This is a genomic window from Microbacterium sp. USHLN272 (assembly GCF_037149655.1).
Lineage (GTDB): Bacteria > Actinomycetota > Actinomycetes > Actinomycetales > Microbacteriaceae > Microbacterium > Microbacterium galbinum.
The window spans coordinates 1,692,274-1,705,809 of record NZ_JBBCRA010000001.1; the positions used below are offsets into that span (position 1 = coordinate 1,692,274).

Annotated in this window: 14 protein-coding genes; 7 read left to right on the top strand and 7 right to left on the bottom strand. The window is 69.4% G+C overall.

The window, feature by feature from the left end:
• Positions 1-82 precede the first annotated feature (82 nt).
• From WFJ97_RS08115 to WFJ97_RS08125, 3 genes are read left to right on the top strand one after another with little or no spacing between them, the layout of a single operon-like run.
• Entirely contained in the window at positions 83-1,198 is a 1,116-nt protein-coding gene (locus WFJ97_RS08115; protein WP_336641096.1) for a heme/hemin ABC transporter substrate-binding protein, read from the top strand.
• Entirely contained in the window at positions 1,195-2,268 is a 1,074-nt protein-coding gene (locus WFJ97_RS08120) for a FecCD family ABC transporter permease (RefSeq protein ID WP_336641097.1), read from the top strand. Before WFJ97_RS08115 ends, WFJ97_RS08120 begins: the two co-directional genes overlap by 4 nt.
• Entirely contained in the window at positions 2,265-3,038 is a 774-nt protein-coding gene (locus tag WFJ97_RS08125; RefSeq protein WP_336641098.1) for a heme ABC transporter ATP-binding protein, read from the top strand. The genes WFJ97_RS08120 and WFJ97_RS08125 overlap by 4 nt, the downstream gene beginning before the upstream one ends.
• Before the next feature lie 11 nt (positions 3,039-3,049).
• Here the strand turns inward: WFJ97_RS08125 and WFJ97_RS08130 are convergent, their stop codons facing one another.
• Positions 3,050-3,418 carry a sterol carrier family protein gene (locus WFJ97_RS08130; protein ID WP_247623623.1) on the bottom strand — a complete coding sequence of 123 codons (369 nt, stop codon included), beginning with the start codon at positions 3,416-3,418 and terminating at the stop codon, positions 3,050-3,052.
• Positions 3,419-3,452: 34 nt separating this feature from the next.
• Between WFJ97_RS08130 and WFJ97_RS08135 the strand changes: the two genes are divergently transcribed.
• Positions 3,453-4,121, top strand: a complete 669-nt coding sequence (locus WFJ97_RS08135) for an NUDIX hydrolase (protein ID WP_336641099.1) — start codon at positions 3,453-3,455, stop codon at positions 4,119-4,121.
• 182 nt (positions 4,122-4,303) lie between these two features.
• Positions 4,304-5,581: a phosphoribosylamine--glycine ligase gene (purD, locus tag WFJ97_RS08140; RefSeq protein WP_336641100.1), complete on the top strand. Its 1,278-nt coding sequence runs from the start codon at positions 4,304-4,306 to the stop codon at positions 5,579-5,581.
• Positions 5,582-5,588: 7 nt separating this feature from the next.
• On the opposite strand, the gene WFJ97_RS08145 is transcribed toward purD, so the two are convergent.
• The 6 genes from WFJ97_RS08145 to WFJ97_RS08170 form a co-directional block, all read right to left on the bottom strand.
• Entirely contained in the window at positions 5,589-6,119 is a 531-nt protein-coding gene (locus WFJ97_RS08145) for a GNAT family N-acetyltransferase (protein ID WP_336641101.1), read from the bottom strand.
• Positions 6,120-6,279: 160 nt separating this feature from the next.
• Positions 6,280-7,008, bottom strand: coding sequence for an amino acid ABC transporter ATP-binding protein (locus WFJ97_RS08150; RefSeq protein WP_247623627.1), 729 nt, complete (start codon positions 7,006-7,008; stop codon positions 6,280-6,282).
• Positions 7,005-8,480, bottom strand: a complete 1,476-nt coding sequence (locus WFJ97_RS08155; RefSeq protein WP_247623628.1) for an amino acid ABC transporter substrate-binding protein/permease — start codon at positions 8,478-8,480, stop codon at positions 7,005-7,007. Before WFJ97_RS08155 ends, WFJ97_RS08150 begins: the two co-directional genes overlap by 4 nt.
• A 106-nt stretch (positions 8,481-8,586) precedes the next feature.
• Positions 8,587-10,101 (bottom strand): DHA2 family efflux MFS transporter permease subunit, encoded by a 1,515-nt coding sequence (locus WFJ97_RS08160; RefSeq protein WP_281731248.1) that lies wholly within the window; start codon positions 10,099-10,101, stop codon positions 8,587-8,589.
• A complete protein-coding gene (locus WFJ97_RS08165) occupies positions 10,098-10,721 on the bottom strand; it encodes a PadR family transcriptional regulator (RefSeq protein ID WP_336641102.1) in 624 nt (207 codons plus the stop codon). The genes WFJ97_RS08160 and WFJ97_RS08165 overlap by 4 nt, the downstream gene beginning before the upstream one ends.
• An 83-nt stretch (positions 10,722-10,804) precedes the next feature.
• Positions 10,805-11,020, bottom strand: a complete 216-nt coding sequence (locus WFJ97_RS08170) for a DUF2945 domain-containing protein (RefSeq protein ID WP_336641103.1) — start codon at positions 11,018-11,020, stop codon at positions 10,805-10,807.
• Positions 11,021-11,106: 86 nt separating this feature from the next.
• On the opposite strand from WFJ97_RS08170, the gene WFJ97_RS08175 reads away from it, so the two are divergent.
• Positions 11,107-11,991, top strand: coding sequence for a phosphoribosylaminoimidazolesuccinocarboxamide synthase (locus WFJ97_RS08175; protein WP_247623634.1), 885 nt, complete (start codon positions 11,107-11,109; stop codon positions 11,989-11,991).
• Positions 11,992-12,168: 177 nt separating this feature from the next.
• The gene (locus tag WFJ97_RS08180; RefSeq protein WP_247955440.1) at positions 12,169-13,524 is read left to right on the top strand and encodes a uracil-xanthine permease family protein; all 1,356 of its coding nucleotides are present in this window, start codon (positions 12,169-12,171) and stop codon (positions 13,522-13,524) included.
• Positions 13,525-13,536: the final 12 nt, after the last annotated feature.

Sequence of the window (13,536 nt, forward strand, 5' to 3'; positions counted from 1 at the left end):
GTTAGGCTGCACTAAGCAGCTTCCGTTTCTGAGCGTAGGCTGTGCGCGAGGCTCGCGTCAAGTTTTAGGATAGCCTTGCCTTATGCGCCGCGTCTTTGCCGTCTTCCTCGCTGCCTCGCTCGCGATCGGACTCGCCGGTTGCGCACAGCCCGGCGCGGATGCCGCAACCCCCGACGCCTCGGCAACGCCCGCGGACGATTGCCCCCAGGCATCCGTCGCTCTCGCCGATCTCGACCTCGTCGATGACGTCCGCGCCGTCAAGGGCGGATCGACCGCCTGCCTGTCGAGCCATGCCATCACCCCCATCGACGACGACACCGCGCCCGAGCTGCCGGTCACGGTGACCGACAGCGAAGACCGTGAGGTCACGATCACCTCGGCCGACCGCATCCTGCCGATCGACATCTCGGGCACCATCGCCTCGACCGTCTTCGCCCTGGGCCTCGGCGACCAGGTCGTCGGGCGGGATGCCTCGACCCAGTTCGCCGGCACGGAAGACCTCCCCGTCGTCACGCAGAGCGGGCATAGCCTGAACGCCGAGGCGATCCTCGAGCTCGCCCCCACCGTCGTGCTCACCGACACGACCATCGGGCCCAAGGAGGTGCGCCAGCAGTTGCGCGACGCGGGCATCGCGGTCGTCGTCATCTCGAGCGACCGCCGCATCGACACCACCGACGAGCTCGTCACCGAGATCGCCGGCGCCCTGGGCGTGCCCACCCGCGGAGCGGCCCTCATCGAACGCCTCGCGGGCGAGCTCGACGACGCCGAGGCCGAGATCGCCGAGATAGTGCCCGCCGACGAGGCCGATCGCGCCCGCATGCTCTTCCTCTACGTGCGCGGCAGCGCGAACGTCTATTACATCTTCGGCGAGGACTCCGGCGCCGATTCCCTCATCGACGCGGTCGGCGGCGTCGACGTCGCCGAGGAGATCGGCTGGGAGGGCATGAAGCCCATGACCGCCGAAGCCCTCGTCGCCGCGAAGCCCGACGTGCTCGTGATGATGACCGACGGACTCGAATCGGTCGGGGGCATTGACGGTCTGATCGAACGCGTACCCGCCGTCGCCCAGACGCCCGCCGGAACCAACCGCCGCGTGATCGACATGGCCGACAGCGAGATCCTGAGCTTCGGGCCGCGCTCGGCCGAGATCATCAGCGCCCTCGCCCGCGCCCTCTACGCGCCCGAGCCCGCGAAATGACCTCGGAGGTCGTCACCCCGACGCCGACCACGCGCCGGGGGCTGCGCTTCGCGCTGGTCGTCATCGGCCTGCTCGCAGCGCTCGTGATCACCTGCATCGCATCGATCACGAGTGGCCAGTACGACCTCTCCCCCACCGATCTCGTCGGCGTGCTGCTGCACGGCATCGGCATCGACACCGCCTGGGCGCCGTCGAACGCCACCGATTACGGCGTCATCAACAGCATCCGGATGCCACGGCTGGTGCTCGGCCTGCTCGTCGGCGCCGCGCTCGCGGTGTCGGGCGTGCTCATGCAGGCGATCTTCGGCAACCCGCTGGCGGATGCCGGTGTCGTCGGCGTCTCGTCGGGCGCCGCCCTCGGCGCGGCCGCGAGCATCACCCTGGGACTCGCCTCGTTCGGGATGTGGACGACCCCCGCGTTCGCCTTCATCGGTGGACTCGTGGCGGTGCTCTCCGTCTACTTCATCAGCCGTTCGGGCGGGCGCACCGAGGTCGTCACGCTCCTGCTCACGGGTGTCGCGATCAACGCGATCGCGGGCGCCGGGATGGCGTTCCTCACGTTCATCGGCACGACCTCGACGCGCGAGCAGATCGTGTTCTGGCAGCTCGGATCACTCAACGGCGCGCTGTGGCAGAACGTCGCCCTCGTCGCACCGCTGGTCGCGATCGGCATCGTCGTGGCGTTGATCGTCGCTCCGAGCCTCGACCTCTTCGCCCTCGGCGAGCGCACCGCACGGCACCTCGGGCTCAACGTCGAACTGCTGCGCATCACGGTCATCGTCACCGTGGCGCTGCTGGTGTGCGCGGCCGTCGCGTTCGCCGGGATCATCGGGTTCGCGGGCCTCGTCGTACCCCACCTGATGCGCATGACCATCGGCCCCGCGCACCTGCCGCTCGTGATCGCCTCGGCTCTCGGCGGCGCACTGCTCATCGCCGTGGCCGATCTCGTCGCCCGCACCGCCGTGCCCCTCGCCGACCTGCCGATCGGCATGATCACCTCGCTCGTCGGCGGCCCCTTCTTCCTCTGGCTGCTCGTGCGCACGCGCCGCCGGGCGGGAGGCTGGGCATGACCGTCCGCCTGCGGGGCACCGGGCTCACCGTGCGCGTCGGCGACGGTCGCGCGATCATCGACGACGCTTCGATCGACATCCACGCCGGGCAGATCCACGCCCTCGTCGGCCCCAACGGCGCCGGCAAATCGACCCTGTTCGGCGTGCTCGCCGGCGACGTGACGGCCCAGACCGGACGGGTCGAGCTCGACGGGGCGCCGGTCACCGGCATCCGTTCGCGCACCCTCGCGCAGCAGCGGGCGGTGCTGCTGCAGGAGAACACCGTCACGTTCCCGTTCACGGCCGAGCAGGTCGTGCGCATGGGGCGCTCGCCCTGGGCGCGCACTCCCGCGGCCGACGACGACGACGCGATCGTCGCGACCTCGATGGGATCGACCGAGGTGCTGCCGCTCAGCGCCCGCTCGGTCACGTCTCTGTCGGGCGGTGAGCGCGCCCGCGTGGCGCTGGCCCGCGTGATCGCTCAGAGCACCGGCATCCTGCTGCTCGACGAACCCACCGCCGCCCTCGACCTCAAGCACCACGAAGACGTCATGCGGCTCATCGGCCTGCAGGCGGCCGAGGGAGTCGCCGTCGCGATCGTGCTGCACGACCTCAATGCCGCACTGGCGCATGCCGACCGTGTCACCCTGCTGTCGCAGGGGCGCGTGGTCGCCACCGGCACCCCCGCCGAGGTGCTCACGGCGCCGCGCATCGAAGAGGTCTACGGTCAGCCCGTCGACGTCTTCCCCCACCCCGTCACGGGGGTTCCGCTGGTGGTCGCGCGCCGCTAGGTACCGGGGCCCTACGGGCGCAGCGGGAGCACATCGACGAGGTCGGCGCGCGTGCCCGAGGCGGCGATGCGACCGGATGCCGCGGCATCCGCCCACTGCTCCTCGCCCAGCGCGACCGCGAGCCACGTCGCGGCGTCCATCTCGACGACGTTCGGGGGTGTGCCGCGCGTGTGCCGCGGACCCTGGATGACCTGCACCGCGCCGAACGGCGGCACCCGCACCTCGACGCTGTTGCCCGGCGCCTTCTCGTCGAGCAGCTGCAGCAGATACCGCACGGCCGTGGCGAGCGCGGGGCGCGGAGGCTTCTCGCCCGCGGCATCCGCCTGCTTCACGACGTCGAGCGCCGTGCGTCCGTCGACGATGTCGATCTTCTTGGCCATCTCCTCACCCTATGACCGCGCGTAGGCTCGCAGCATGAGCATGCATCCCGAGAGCGCCCGCGCCGAGCTGCTCGCCGCGGCATCCGGGCACGGCTGGAGCGGCCCCTTCCCGGCCCTCCTCGATCCCGAGAACGCGCACGATGCGGCGGTGCTCATCCTGTTCGGCGTGCTCGATCGCGAACCGGCCGTGGTGCCCGATGCGGCCGTCGCGCGCGACCTCGACGTGCTGCTGCAGCGCCGCGCCCCCACGCTCTCGTCGCATCCGGGGCAGGTGTCGTTCCCGGGCGGGCGGGTCGAGCCGAGAGATGCGGATGCCGCCGCCACCGCGCTCCGCGAAGCCGAAGAGGAGACCGGACTCGACCCGGCGGGCGTCGACGTGCTGGCGACGCTGCCCGAGATCCCCCTCGCGGCCAGCAACCATCGCGTGACCCCGGTGCTGGGGTGGTGGCGCACACCGTCGCGTGTGGCGGCGATCGATCACGCCGAGACGGTGGAGGTCTTCCGGGTGCCGGTGGCGCAACTGCTAGACCCGGCGACGCGGTACACCTCGGTGCGCACGTTCGGCGACCGCACGTTCCGCGCTCCGGCGTTCGACGTCGACGGCACGATCGTGTGGGGCTTCACGGCCATGGTGCTCAGCGGCATCTTCGACGCGGCCGGGTGGACCGTGCCGTGGAACGTCGCCGACGAGCGGCCGGTCTGAGGGGTCCTCGGGGCGGGGCCTTCCGACGGGTTCACGGACCGGGGCTCCTGTTCATAACTCCGGAGAAACGCGGCGATTGGGTCTGGATCACGCAGATGCGGAGCAATTCGGCGCAGATCTCCGGAGTTATGCCCGCCGCAACCCGCCGAAACCCGACGGGCGAGGCTCGATAGGCTGGGCGGGTGAAGATCCTCGTCCTTGGTTCCGGTGCCCGTGAGCACGCGATCATCCTCGCTCTGCGAGCAGAGAAGGCGGAGCACGAGATCTTCGTCTCCCCCGGCAACGCGGGCATCGCGCAGGACGCGACCCCCGTCGCGGTCGACATGCTCGATGGAGGCGCGGTCACCGCGTTCGCCAACGACCACGCGATCGACCTCGTCGTCATCGGCCCCGAGGCACCGCTGGTCGCGGGCGTCGCCGATGCGCTGCGCGAGCGCGGCATCCCGGTCTTCGGCCCGGGCAAGGCGGCGGCCCAGCTCGAGGGTTCGAAGGCCTTCGCCAAGCGCATCATGGACTCCGCGGGTGTTCCCACGGGCCGCGCCGTGCGTGCGACCACCACCGCCGAGGTCGAGGCGGCGTTCGACGACCTCGGTGCCCCGCACGTCGTGAAGGCCGACGGTCTCGCGGCCGGCAAGGGCGTCATCGTCACCTCCGACCGTGCCGAGGCCCTCGCGCACGCCGAGCAGTATCTGCCCGCCGGCCCGGTGCTCGTCGAGGAGTTCCTCTCCGGCCCTGAGGTCTCGCTCTTCTTCCTCAGCGACGGCGACACCGTGCGTGCCCTCAGCCCCGCGCAGGACTTCAAACGCGCGCTCGACGGCGACGCCGGCCCCAACACGGGCGGCATGGGCGCCTACTCGCCGCTGCCCTGGCTCGCCGAGCAGTTCGGAAGCGAGCAGGAGTTCGTCGCCGAGGTCACGCGCGACGTGGCCGTGCCCGTGATCCGCCAGCTCGACGCCGAAGGCACCCCCTTCATCGGCCTGCTCTACGCCGGCCTCATCCTCACCCCCGCGGGTGTGCGCGTGATCGAGTTCAACGCCCGCTTCGGCGACCCCGAGACGCAGGTCGTGCTGCCGCGCCTGGTCACGCCGCTGTCGGAGCTGCTGTTCGCCGCGGCATCCGGCACCCTCGAGGACCAGCCCGAGCCCGTCTTCAGCGACGACGTCGCGATCACCGTGGTGCTCGCGAGCGAGGGCTACCCCGAGGCCCCGCAGACCGGTCGCCCGATCGAGAACCTCGCGGATGCCGCGGCCGTCGAGGGCGTGCGCATCGTGCACGCCGCGACGGCGGGTCCGGATGCTCCGGGCGGAGACCTGCTCGCGACCGGTGGTCGCGTGCTCAACGTGGTGGCGACGGCATCCGATTTCGGCACGGCCCGCGCTCGCGCGTACGACGCGATCGCGCGCATCCGTCTGGAGGGCGCGCACTACCGCAGCGACATCGCCGCCCGCGTCGCCGAGTAACGCTGCTCTAGAGCGCGACCCAGTACCGTCGCAGCATCCCCTGGCCGCGCGCCGACTGGTCGCTGATGTCTTGCAGCACTCCGCCGGCACGCTCGATCGTGCGGTACGAGCCCTCGTTGTCGACGTCGCAGGTGATCATCACCCGCTCCAGGCCGATCTCGCGCGCTCGCTCGAGGCCGAGGCGCAGCGCGGCCGACGCGATCCCCTCGCGGCGGCGTGAGGCTCGCACCGAGTAGCCGATGTGCCCGCCGGCCTCGGCGAGCCACTCGTTGAGCGTGTGCCGGAACGACAGGAAGCCCACGACCTCGTCTCCGTCGACCACCCAGTACAGGTCGTTGTGCACCCGGTCGGCGGGCGGGGCGATCGCGGTGTCGGCGAGGCGCTCGGCATCCGCGATCAGGGCATCCAGAGTCGCTCGGTCGGGCGTCACGGGAGCCGTCAGACCCGACCCGTCGACATGCCCCTCGCCGAACTCCGCCACGGCGGCTGCCCACGAGTCGAGGAGGTCGGCGGTCGGTCGAACGAGCTGCACGGTCATCGCCCCACCCCATCAGATGGCGGTGTCCGGTCGCAAATTCCGTGTGCCGAGCGCCGAGCCACCCCTTCACGAACGAGCCACCCCCTTCCGCACCGCCCGCAATGGGGTGGCTTGAGCAGAAAGGGGTGGCTCGACGAAGCAAAATAGCGGATGCCGCGAACTACAGCACCTTCGAGAGGAACTCCTTCAGGCGCTCGTTCTTGGGCGCCTCGAACAGCTCGGCCGGTGCGGCCTCCTCGACGACGACGCCGCCGTCCATGAAGACCGTGCGGTCGGAGACCTCGCGGGCGAAGCCCATCTCGTGCGTCACGAGCACCATCGTCATGCCGCCCTCGGCGAGATCGCGGATGACCTGCAGCACCTCCCCCACCATCTCGGGGTCGAGGGCACTGGTGGCCTCGTCGAACAGCATGATCTCGGGGTCCATCGCGAGCGCACGGGCGATCGCCACGCGCTGCTTCTGACCGCCCGAGAGCGAGGCGGGCTTGGCATCCGCCTTCTCCGACAGGCCGACCCGCTCGAGCAGGGCCAGCGCGCGCTCGCGCGCCTTCGACTTCGACAGGCGACCCAGCTCGATCGGCGCGAGCGTGATGTTCTCGAGCACCGTCATGTGCGGGAACAGGTTGAAGTGCTGGAAGACCATGCCGATGCGCTGGCGCACCTCGTCGAGCTTGACGCTCTTGTCGGTGAGGTCGACGCCGTCGATGACGACCTTGCCCGACGTGGGCTCCTCGAGCTTGTTGAGGCAGCGCAGCAGCGTCGATTTGCCCGAACCCGAGGGCCCGATGACCGCGACGACCTCGCCGTCGTCGACCGTCAGGTCGATGCCCTTGAGCACCTCGTTGCTTCCGAACGACTTGTGCAGGTTCTGCACGGCGATCTTGCTCATGCGTTGAACTTCCTCTCGAGGCGGTTCGCGAGCAGCGTCAGCAGCGTGATCACGACGAAGTAGATGATGGCGACGATCGTCAGCACCTGCGCCGACAGATAGGTCGAGGCGATGATCTGACGCGACTGGAACGTCAGCTCGGCGAGGCCGATGACGCTGATCAGCGACGTGTCCTTGAGGGTGATGATGCCCTGGTTCACGAACGACGGGATCATGATGCGGAACGCCTGCGGCAGCACGACCTTCTGCATGGTCTTCCAGTGGCCGAGACCCAGCGAACGCGATGCCTCGTTCTGACCGGGGTCGACGGCCTGGATGCCGCCGCGGATGATCTCGGTCATGTACGCACCCGTGTTGAGCGAGAGCGTGATCGCTCCGGCCACGAACGGGTTGAACTGCAGGCCCGGGAACAGCTGCGGGATGGCGAAGAAGACGAAGAACGCCTGCACCAGGATCGGGGTGCCGCGGAACACGAACACGTAGGCGGTCGCGATCCACCGGAACGGCAGGAACTTCGAGAGGCGTCCGAAGCCGAACACGATGCCGAGCACGAAGGCGGCGACGAGGGCGACGAGCGTCGCGAGGATCGTCAACCAGAGGCCGCTCATCAGCGCCGGCCAGTACTTCACGGCGACGGAGATGATGTCGGTCGGCTGGGCGGATGCCTCGCCCGCGCTGAGGTAGGTGTCGACGATCTCGTCGTACTCGCCGCTCTCCTGCAGGTTCGCCAGACCGGCGTTGAACTTCTCGATCAGCTCGGGGTTCATGCCCTTGTTGACCGCGAAACCGTACTCGCCGCCGAGCTCGGGCTCGCCCACGAGACGGAAACCGGAGCCCTGCTGGATGCCGTACGCCAGCACCGGGAAGTCCTCGAAGTAGCCGACGGCCTGGTTCGCCTTGACGGCATCCACCATGTCGGTCGTGTCGGAGTAGGGCGTGATGCGGAAGCCGTACTCGTCCTGGTTGTCCTCGGCGAAGGTCTGGCCCTGGGTACCGGTCTTCACCGCGACGGTCTTGCCGTCGAGGTCGTCGAGCGAATCGATGTCGCTCGACTCGAGAACGCCGAGCTGGATGCCGCTGGTGAAGTACGGCTCGCTGAAGTCGAACGTCTGCTGACGCTCCTCGGTGATCGACATACCGGCCATGACGGCATCCACCTGGTTCGACTGCAGGGCCTGCAGGGCCGCGTCGAATCCGAGCTGGCGGATCTCGACCTCGAAGCCCTGGTCGTCGGCGATCGCGCGGAGCAGGTCCATGTCGATGCCGACGAGCTCGCCGTCGGAGTTCGTGAACTCGAACGGCGCGAAGGTCGTGTCGGTGCCGATGACGTACGTCTCGCCGTCGGCGGCCGTGGCGGGGGCGGCTCCGCCGAGCAGCGCGGCGCCCGCGACGGCGGTCGCGAGCACGGCGGCTCCGGTCGTGCGGGCGAGGCGGCGGAGCCGGGCGCGCAGGGAAGAGGGGTGTGGGATCACGACGGATGCTCCTCGGATCGGGGTGGCGACCGGCCGGTCGCCGCCCGTCTACCTTAGTCAACGCGAAACGCCCCGCCCATTTCGGGGCGGGGCGTTCGTCGGAGGATCAGACGGTCGGATGCTTCGGCGCACCGCGCAGGAACAGCGACGCGATGAGCGCGACGAGGATCACGCAGGCCGGCAGCAGGATCGCCTGCGACATGCCCGTCGAGAAGCCCTCGGCGACGACATCCGGAAGGGTTCCACCCGAGCCGATCGACCCGCCGGCGTCGTCCATGCCGGGCAGGTTCGCCTCGAGGCGCGCCTGCATGAATGTGGCGATCGCGGCCGATCCGACCACCGATCCGATCGTGCGGGTGGTGTTGTAGATGCCCGCGCCCGCGCCGGCCTGGCGCATCGGGAGCATCCGGGTGGCGGTCGTCGCGAGCGGACCCCACATACCGGCGTTGCCGAGGCCCATGAGGGCGGAGGGGAACAGGAACATCCAGATCGGGGTGTCCATGTTCACCAGCGACGAGTACCAGAACAGGGCTCCCGAGACGGCGAGCAGACCCGGGATCAGGATGATGCGGGGGTCGGTGCGGTCGAGGATCTTGCCCGCGACCGGAGCCAGCACGCCCGAGAGCACCGCCATCGGGATCATCAGCAGCGCGGCCTCGGTCGGGGTGAGCCCCCGGGCCGTCTGCAGGAAGAACATCAGCGGCAGCGACATGCTCGTCACCGTGAAGCCCACCGCGGCGATCGCGACGTTCGCTCCCGAGAAGTTGCGGTCCTTGAAGAGCTCCAGCGGCACGAGCGCCTCGGACTTCGTCTTCCACTGCTGCACGATGAAGATCGCGAGCACCACGATGCCGGCGATGATCATGCCCCACACCGAGATCGGGCCCCAGATGACGCCCCAGTCGTACTTCTCACCCTCCTGCAGGCCGAAGACCACGAGGAAGATCGCGACGGCGCTCAGCACGACGCCGAGGATGTCGAAGCGGTGCGGGTGCGTCTTGAGCTTGGGCACGAGGATCCACGCGGCGACGAAGGCGATCACGCCGACGGGCAGGTTGACGAAGAAGATCCACTCCCAGCCGAGGCCGTCGACGAGCACGCCGCCGAGCAGCGGGCCGACGAGCGTCGCGACACCGGCGGTCGCACCCCACAGGCCCATGGCCGCGCCGCGGCGCTCGGGCGGGAAGGTGCGGGTGATGACGGCCATGGTCTGCGGGGTCATGAACGCGGCGCCGAGACCCTGCACGGCGCGGGCCGCGATCAAGCCCTCGAGCGAGCTCGACAGACCGCACCAGAGGGATGCCGCGGTGAAGATCGCGAGTCCGATGAGGTAGATGTTCTTCGGGCCGAAACGGTCGCCGAGACGGCCGGTGATCAGCAGCGGCACGGCGTAGGTGAGCAGGTAAGCGCTGGTCACCCACACGACGTTGTCGAGGTTGTTGGTGTTCGGGTCGAGGGCAGCCTTGATCGCGGGGTTCGCGACCGAGACGATCGTCGTGTCGACGAGGATCATGAAGAAGCCGATGACGAGCGCCCAGAGGGCGGGCCAGGGGCTCTTCGGTGCCTGCCCCGCGGCGAAGGGGCCGGTCTGGGGGCCGACGGCCTGTCGGGAATCGGTCATTGCTGTGCAGCCTTTCGCTGAGCGATGTAGCGGTCTGTGTCGTCGAAGTCGTTCGGGCCCCAGCGGAGCCCGTCGCCGTCGAGTCGGGTGAGGAGGGTGTCGAGCCAGCGCACCTCGGCCTCGAGCAGTGCCTCCTGGCGTTCTATCTCGACGAGCACCTGCGCGGGTGTACCCCGTTCGTGTGCTGCGCGGAGCCCGTCGCGGTGGGCCACGTGGCTGTCGACGAGAGCGGAACGACGCTCGCGCAACAGCGCGGTGACGTCGTCGCGCTCGAGATTGTGAGCTTCGGCGAGCGCGATGCGGAAGTCGGTCTCGCTGTCGGTGCGGGGCAGTTCGCGGCGCACCCACGCGATGACGGTGTCGCGACCGGCATCGGTCAGCGTGTAGGTGGTGCGCTCGGGACGGTTGCCGTCGCGATCGATGCCGATCTCGTCGATCAGGCCGGTCTTCTGCAGGCGCGCGACCGTGTGGTAGAGCGTGCCGTTGGTGATCGTGAGCAGGCGGTCGTCCTGACGAGTGCGCAGCAGACGGACCATCTCATAGGGGTGCATGTCGCCCTCGCGCAGCAGCGCGAGCACCATCACACCCATGGGCGTGAGCGTGTCGATCGGATCCTTCATCACCTGCTCCACTTCGATTAGTCCACGTGGACTATACGCCTGTTCCGCGGAAGTGGGCAAGCGCGACGCTGTCGGGCGCGCCGTCAGCTCTTCAGTCGCCGCAGAGCCGATCCCTTGTGCGCGGCGCGATCGCCGCTCTTCTCCGACTCCACGATGTAGGCCGGGTCATCGGCCGTCGCCGTGAAATGCTGCCCCGCGAACTCGAAGTCCCTCGTGCGCTTCTCCTCGACGGTCCCTCGTGTGCGCCCCTGCGAGGTGTTCCAGCTCACCGGGTCGCCCTTCGACAGTTCCTTCGACATGCATCCTCCGTTCGTTGCGGAGAGCATCGCGGATGCCGCGGCATCCGCCACTCCCCTTGACACGGCGCGGTCGCGCGACCGGGATAATGGGGCAGGTGAGCACTCCTGCAGACAGCACGTCCCAGAGCATCCCCGGCTGGCGTCACCTCTACTCGGGCAAGGTCCGCGACCTGTACGCCTCGGAGGATCCCGCCGACACGCGCATCCTGGTCGTGGCGAGCGACCGCGTCAGCGCGTTCGACTTCGTGCTGTCACCCGGCATCCCGAAGAAGGGCGCCCTGCTCACGCGGCTGAGCCGCTGGTGGTTCGCGCAGCTCGACACCCCGAACCACCTCGCCGAGGGCGAGATCCCGGATGCCGTCGCCGACCGTGCCATGCTCGCGCAGTCCCTCGAGATGCTGCCCGTCGAGTGCGTGGTGCGCGGCTACATCACGGGCTCCGGCTGGGCGGAATACGAGGAGAGCGGCACGGTCTGCGGCATCCCGCTGCCCGCCGGGCTCAAGAACGGCGACCGCCTGCCCGAGCCGCTGTTCACCCCCGCGTACAAGGCTCCGATGGGCGAGCACGACGAGAACATCACCTTCGCGCAGACCGTCGAGCTGGTGGGCGAAGCGCGCGCCTCCGAGCTGCGCGACGTCTCGCTCGACCTCTACACGCGCGCGGCCGCCATCGCCGAGGAGAAGGGCCTGATCCTCGCCGACACCAAGTTCGAGTTCGGCACGGATGCCGACGGCACGCTGCGCCTGGCCGACGAGGTGCTCACGAGCGATTCGTCGCGGTACTGGGATGCCGAGGCCTGGCGAACCGGCGTCACGCCGAGCCAGCGCATGGCGAGCTTCGACAAGCAGATCGTGCGCGACTGGCTGGCGTCGCACTGGGACAAGCAGGGCGAGCCCCCCGCGCTGCCCGAGCACATCGTCTCGCGCACGGCCGACCGCTACCGCGAACTGATCGACCGCCTCGGGGCGTAGTCAGGCAGGGCGGGACCCTTCGACAAGCTCAGGGACCCAGTGGCTCCGGGACCCAGTGGCTGGGTCGCTGAGCCTGTCGAAGCGTCCCCCACGCGAGACGAAGGGCACCCAGGGAACACTCAGGAATCGGTAGTGTTGCTCCAGCACTCCCCCACCCCGAATCCCTGAGGAGCCCGCATGCCCCTGTGGAAGATCCACGGCAACGGCCGCACCGTCGAAGCCGGCGCCGTCGTCGCCCCCGAAGAGCGTCTGAACTGGCCCGCCACGATCGCGATCGGTGCGCAGCACGTCGTCGCGATGTTCGGCGCCACGTTCCTCGTGCCCACGCTGACGGGCTTCCCCGTCTCGACCACGCTGCTGTTCAGCGGTGTGGGCACCCTGCTCTTCCTGCTGATCACCAAGAACCGCCTCCCCAGCTACCTCGGCTCGTCGTTCGCGTTCATCGCGCCGATCACCGCGGCGGTCGCCGCGGGCGGCACGGGTTCGGCGCTCGCGGGTGTGGTGGCCGTCGGCATCCTGCTCGCCCTCGTCGGTCTCGTGGTGCAGTTCGCCGGCCTGCGCTGGGTCGATGCGCTCATGCCCCCGGTCGTCGCCGGCGCGATCGTGGCCCTCATCGGCTTCAACCTCGCGCCGACCGCGTGGAACAACTTCACCCTCGACCCGGTCACCGCCACGATCACCCTCGTCGCGATCATCGTGTTCGCGGTGCTGTTCCGCGGATTCCTCGGCCGCATCTCGATCTTCCTCGGCGTCGCCGTCGGCTTCATCTGGGCGGCGTTCAACGGCTCGTTCGATGTGCCGAACGAGCTGCGCGGCGGCAAGACCCCGAACGAGCTGATCGCCGAGGCATCCTGGGTCGGCCTGCCCGACTTCCAGTTCCCCGACTTCGTCGCCCCCGGCACCTGGTCGACGATCGCGATGTTCCTGCCCGTCGTGCTCGTGCTCGTCGCCGAGAACATCGGCCACGTGCGCGGTGTCGCCACCATGACCGAGGACCCGACGGTCAACAAGCAGACCGGTCGCGCGCTCATCGCCGACGGTGTCGCGACGACCATCGCCGGTGGTTTCGGGGGCTCGGGAACCACGACGTACGGCGAGAACATCGGCGTCATGGCCGCCACCCGCGTCTACTCGACCGCCGTCTACTGGGTCGCGGGTCTGTTCGCGATCCTCCTCGCCTTCTCGCCCAAGGTCGGCGAGGTGTTCAACTCGATCCCCGCCGGTGTGCTGGGCGGCGCGACCACCGCGCTCTACGGCCTCATCGGCATCATCGGCATCAAGATCTGGGTCGACAGCCGCGTCGACTTCTCGCGTCCGGTGAACCAGTACACGGCCGCGGTGTCGCTCGTGATCGGCATCGCCGGGTTCTCGATGAACCTGGGCGACTTCGCCTTCGGCGGCATCGTGCTCGGCACCGTCGCGGCGCTGCTGATCTACCACGTGGGCAACTTCATCGCCCGCGCGCGCAAGACCGGTGCCGACGACCCCAAGCCGCTCGAGCCCGTCGGTCCGCTGGGCGGCGACCCGGCCTGACCCCGGCACGCA

What these genes read in the sequence shown, in the direction of transcription:
- WFJ97_RS08150 (WP_247623627.1), bottom strand. Translation starts at nt 7,008, where the DNA reads ATGAGCAAGATCGCCGTGCAGAACCTGCACAAGTCGTTCGGAAGCAAC.
- WFJ97_RS08165 (WP_336641102.1), bottom strand. Translation starts at nt 10,721, where the DNA reads ATGAAGGATCCGATCGACACGCTCACGCCCATGGGTGTGATGGTGCTC.
- WFJ97_RS08145 (WP_336641101.1), bottom strand. Translation starts at nt 6,119, where the DNA reads ATGACCGTGCAGCTCGTTCGACCGACCGCCGACCTCCTCGACTCGTGG.
- WFJ97_RS08125 (WP_336641098.1), top strand. Translation starts at nt 2,265, where the DNA reads ATGACCGTCCGCCTGCGGGGCACCGGGCTCACCGTGCGCGTCGGCGAC.
- WFJ97_RS08130 (WP_247623623.1), bottom strand. Translation starts at nt 3,418, where the DNA reads ATGGCCAAGAAGATCGACATCGTCGACGGACGCACGGCGCTCGACGTC.
- WFJ97_RS08135 (WP_336641099.1), top strand. Translation starts at nt 3,453, where the DNA reads ATGAGCATGCATCCCGAGAGCGCCCGCGCCGAGCTGCTCGCCGCGGCA.
- WFJ97_RS08160 (WP_281731248.1), bottom strand. Translation starts at nt 10,101, where the DNA reads ATGACCGATTCCCGACAGGCCGTCGGCCCCCAGACCGGCCCCTTCGCC.
- WFJ97_RS08120 (WP_336641097.1), top strand. Translation starts at nt 1,195, where the DNA reads ATGACCTCGGAGGTCGTCACCCCGACGCCGACCACGCGCCGGGGGCTG.
- WFJ97_RS08170 (WP_336641103.1), bottom strand. Translation starts at nt 11,020, where the DNA reads ATGTCGAAGGAACTGTCGAAGGGCGACCCGGTGAGCTGGAACACCTCG.
- WFJ97_RS08175 (WP_247623634.1), top strand. Translation starts at nt 11,107, where the DNA reads ATGGGGCAGGTGAGCACTCCTGCAGACAGCACGTCCCAGAGCATCCCC.
- WFJ97_RS08115 (WP_336641096.1), top strand. Translation starts at nt 83, where the DNA reads ATGCGCCGCGTCTTTGCCGTCTTCCTCGCTGCCTCGCTCGCGATCGGA.
- WFJ97_RS08180 (WP_247955440.1), top strand. Translation starts at nt 12,169, where the DNA reads ATGCCCCTGTGGAAGATCCACGGCAACGGCCGCACCGTCGAAGCCGGC.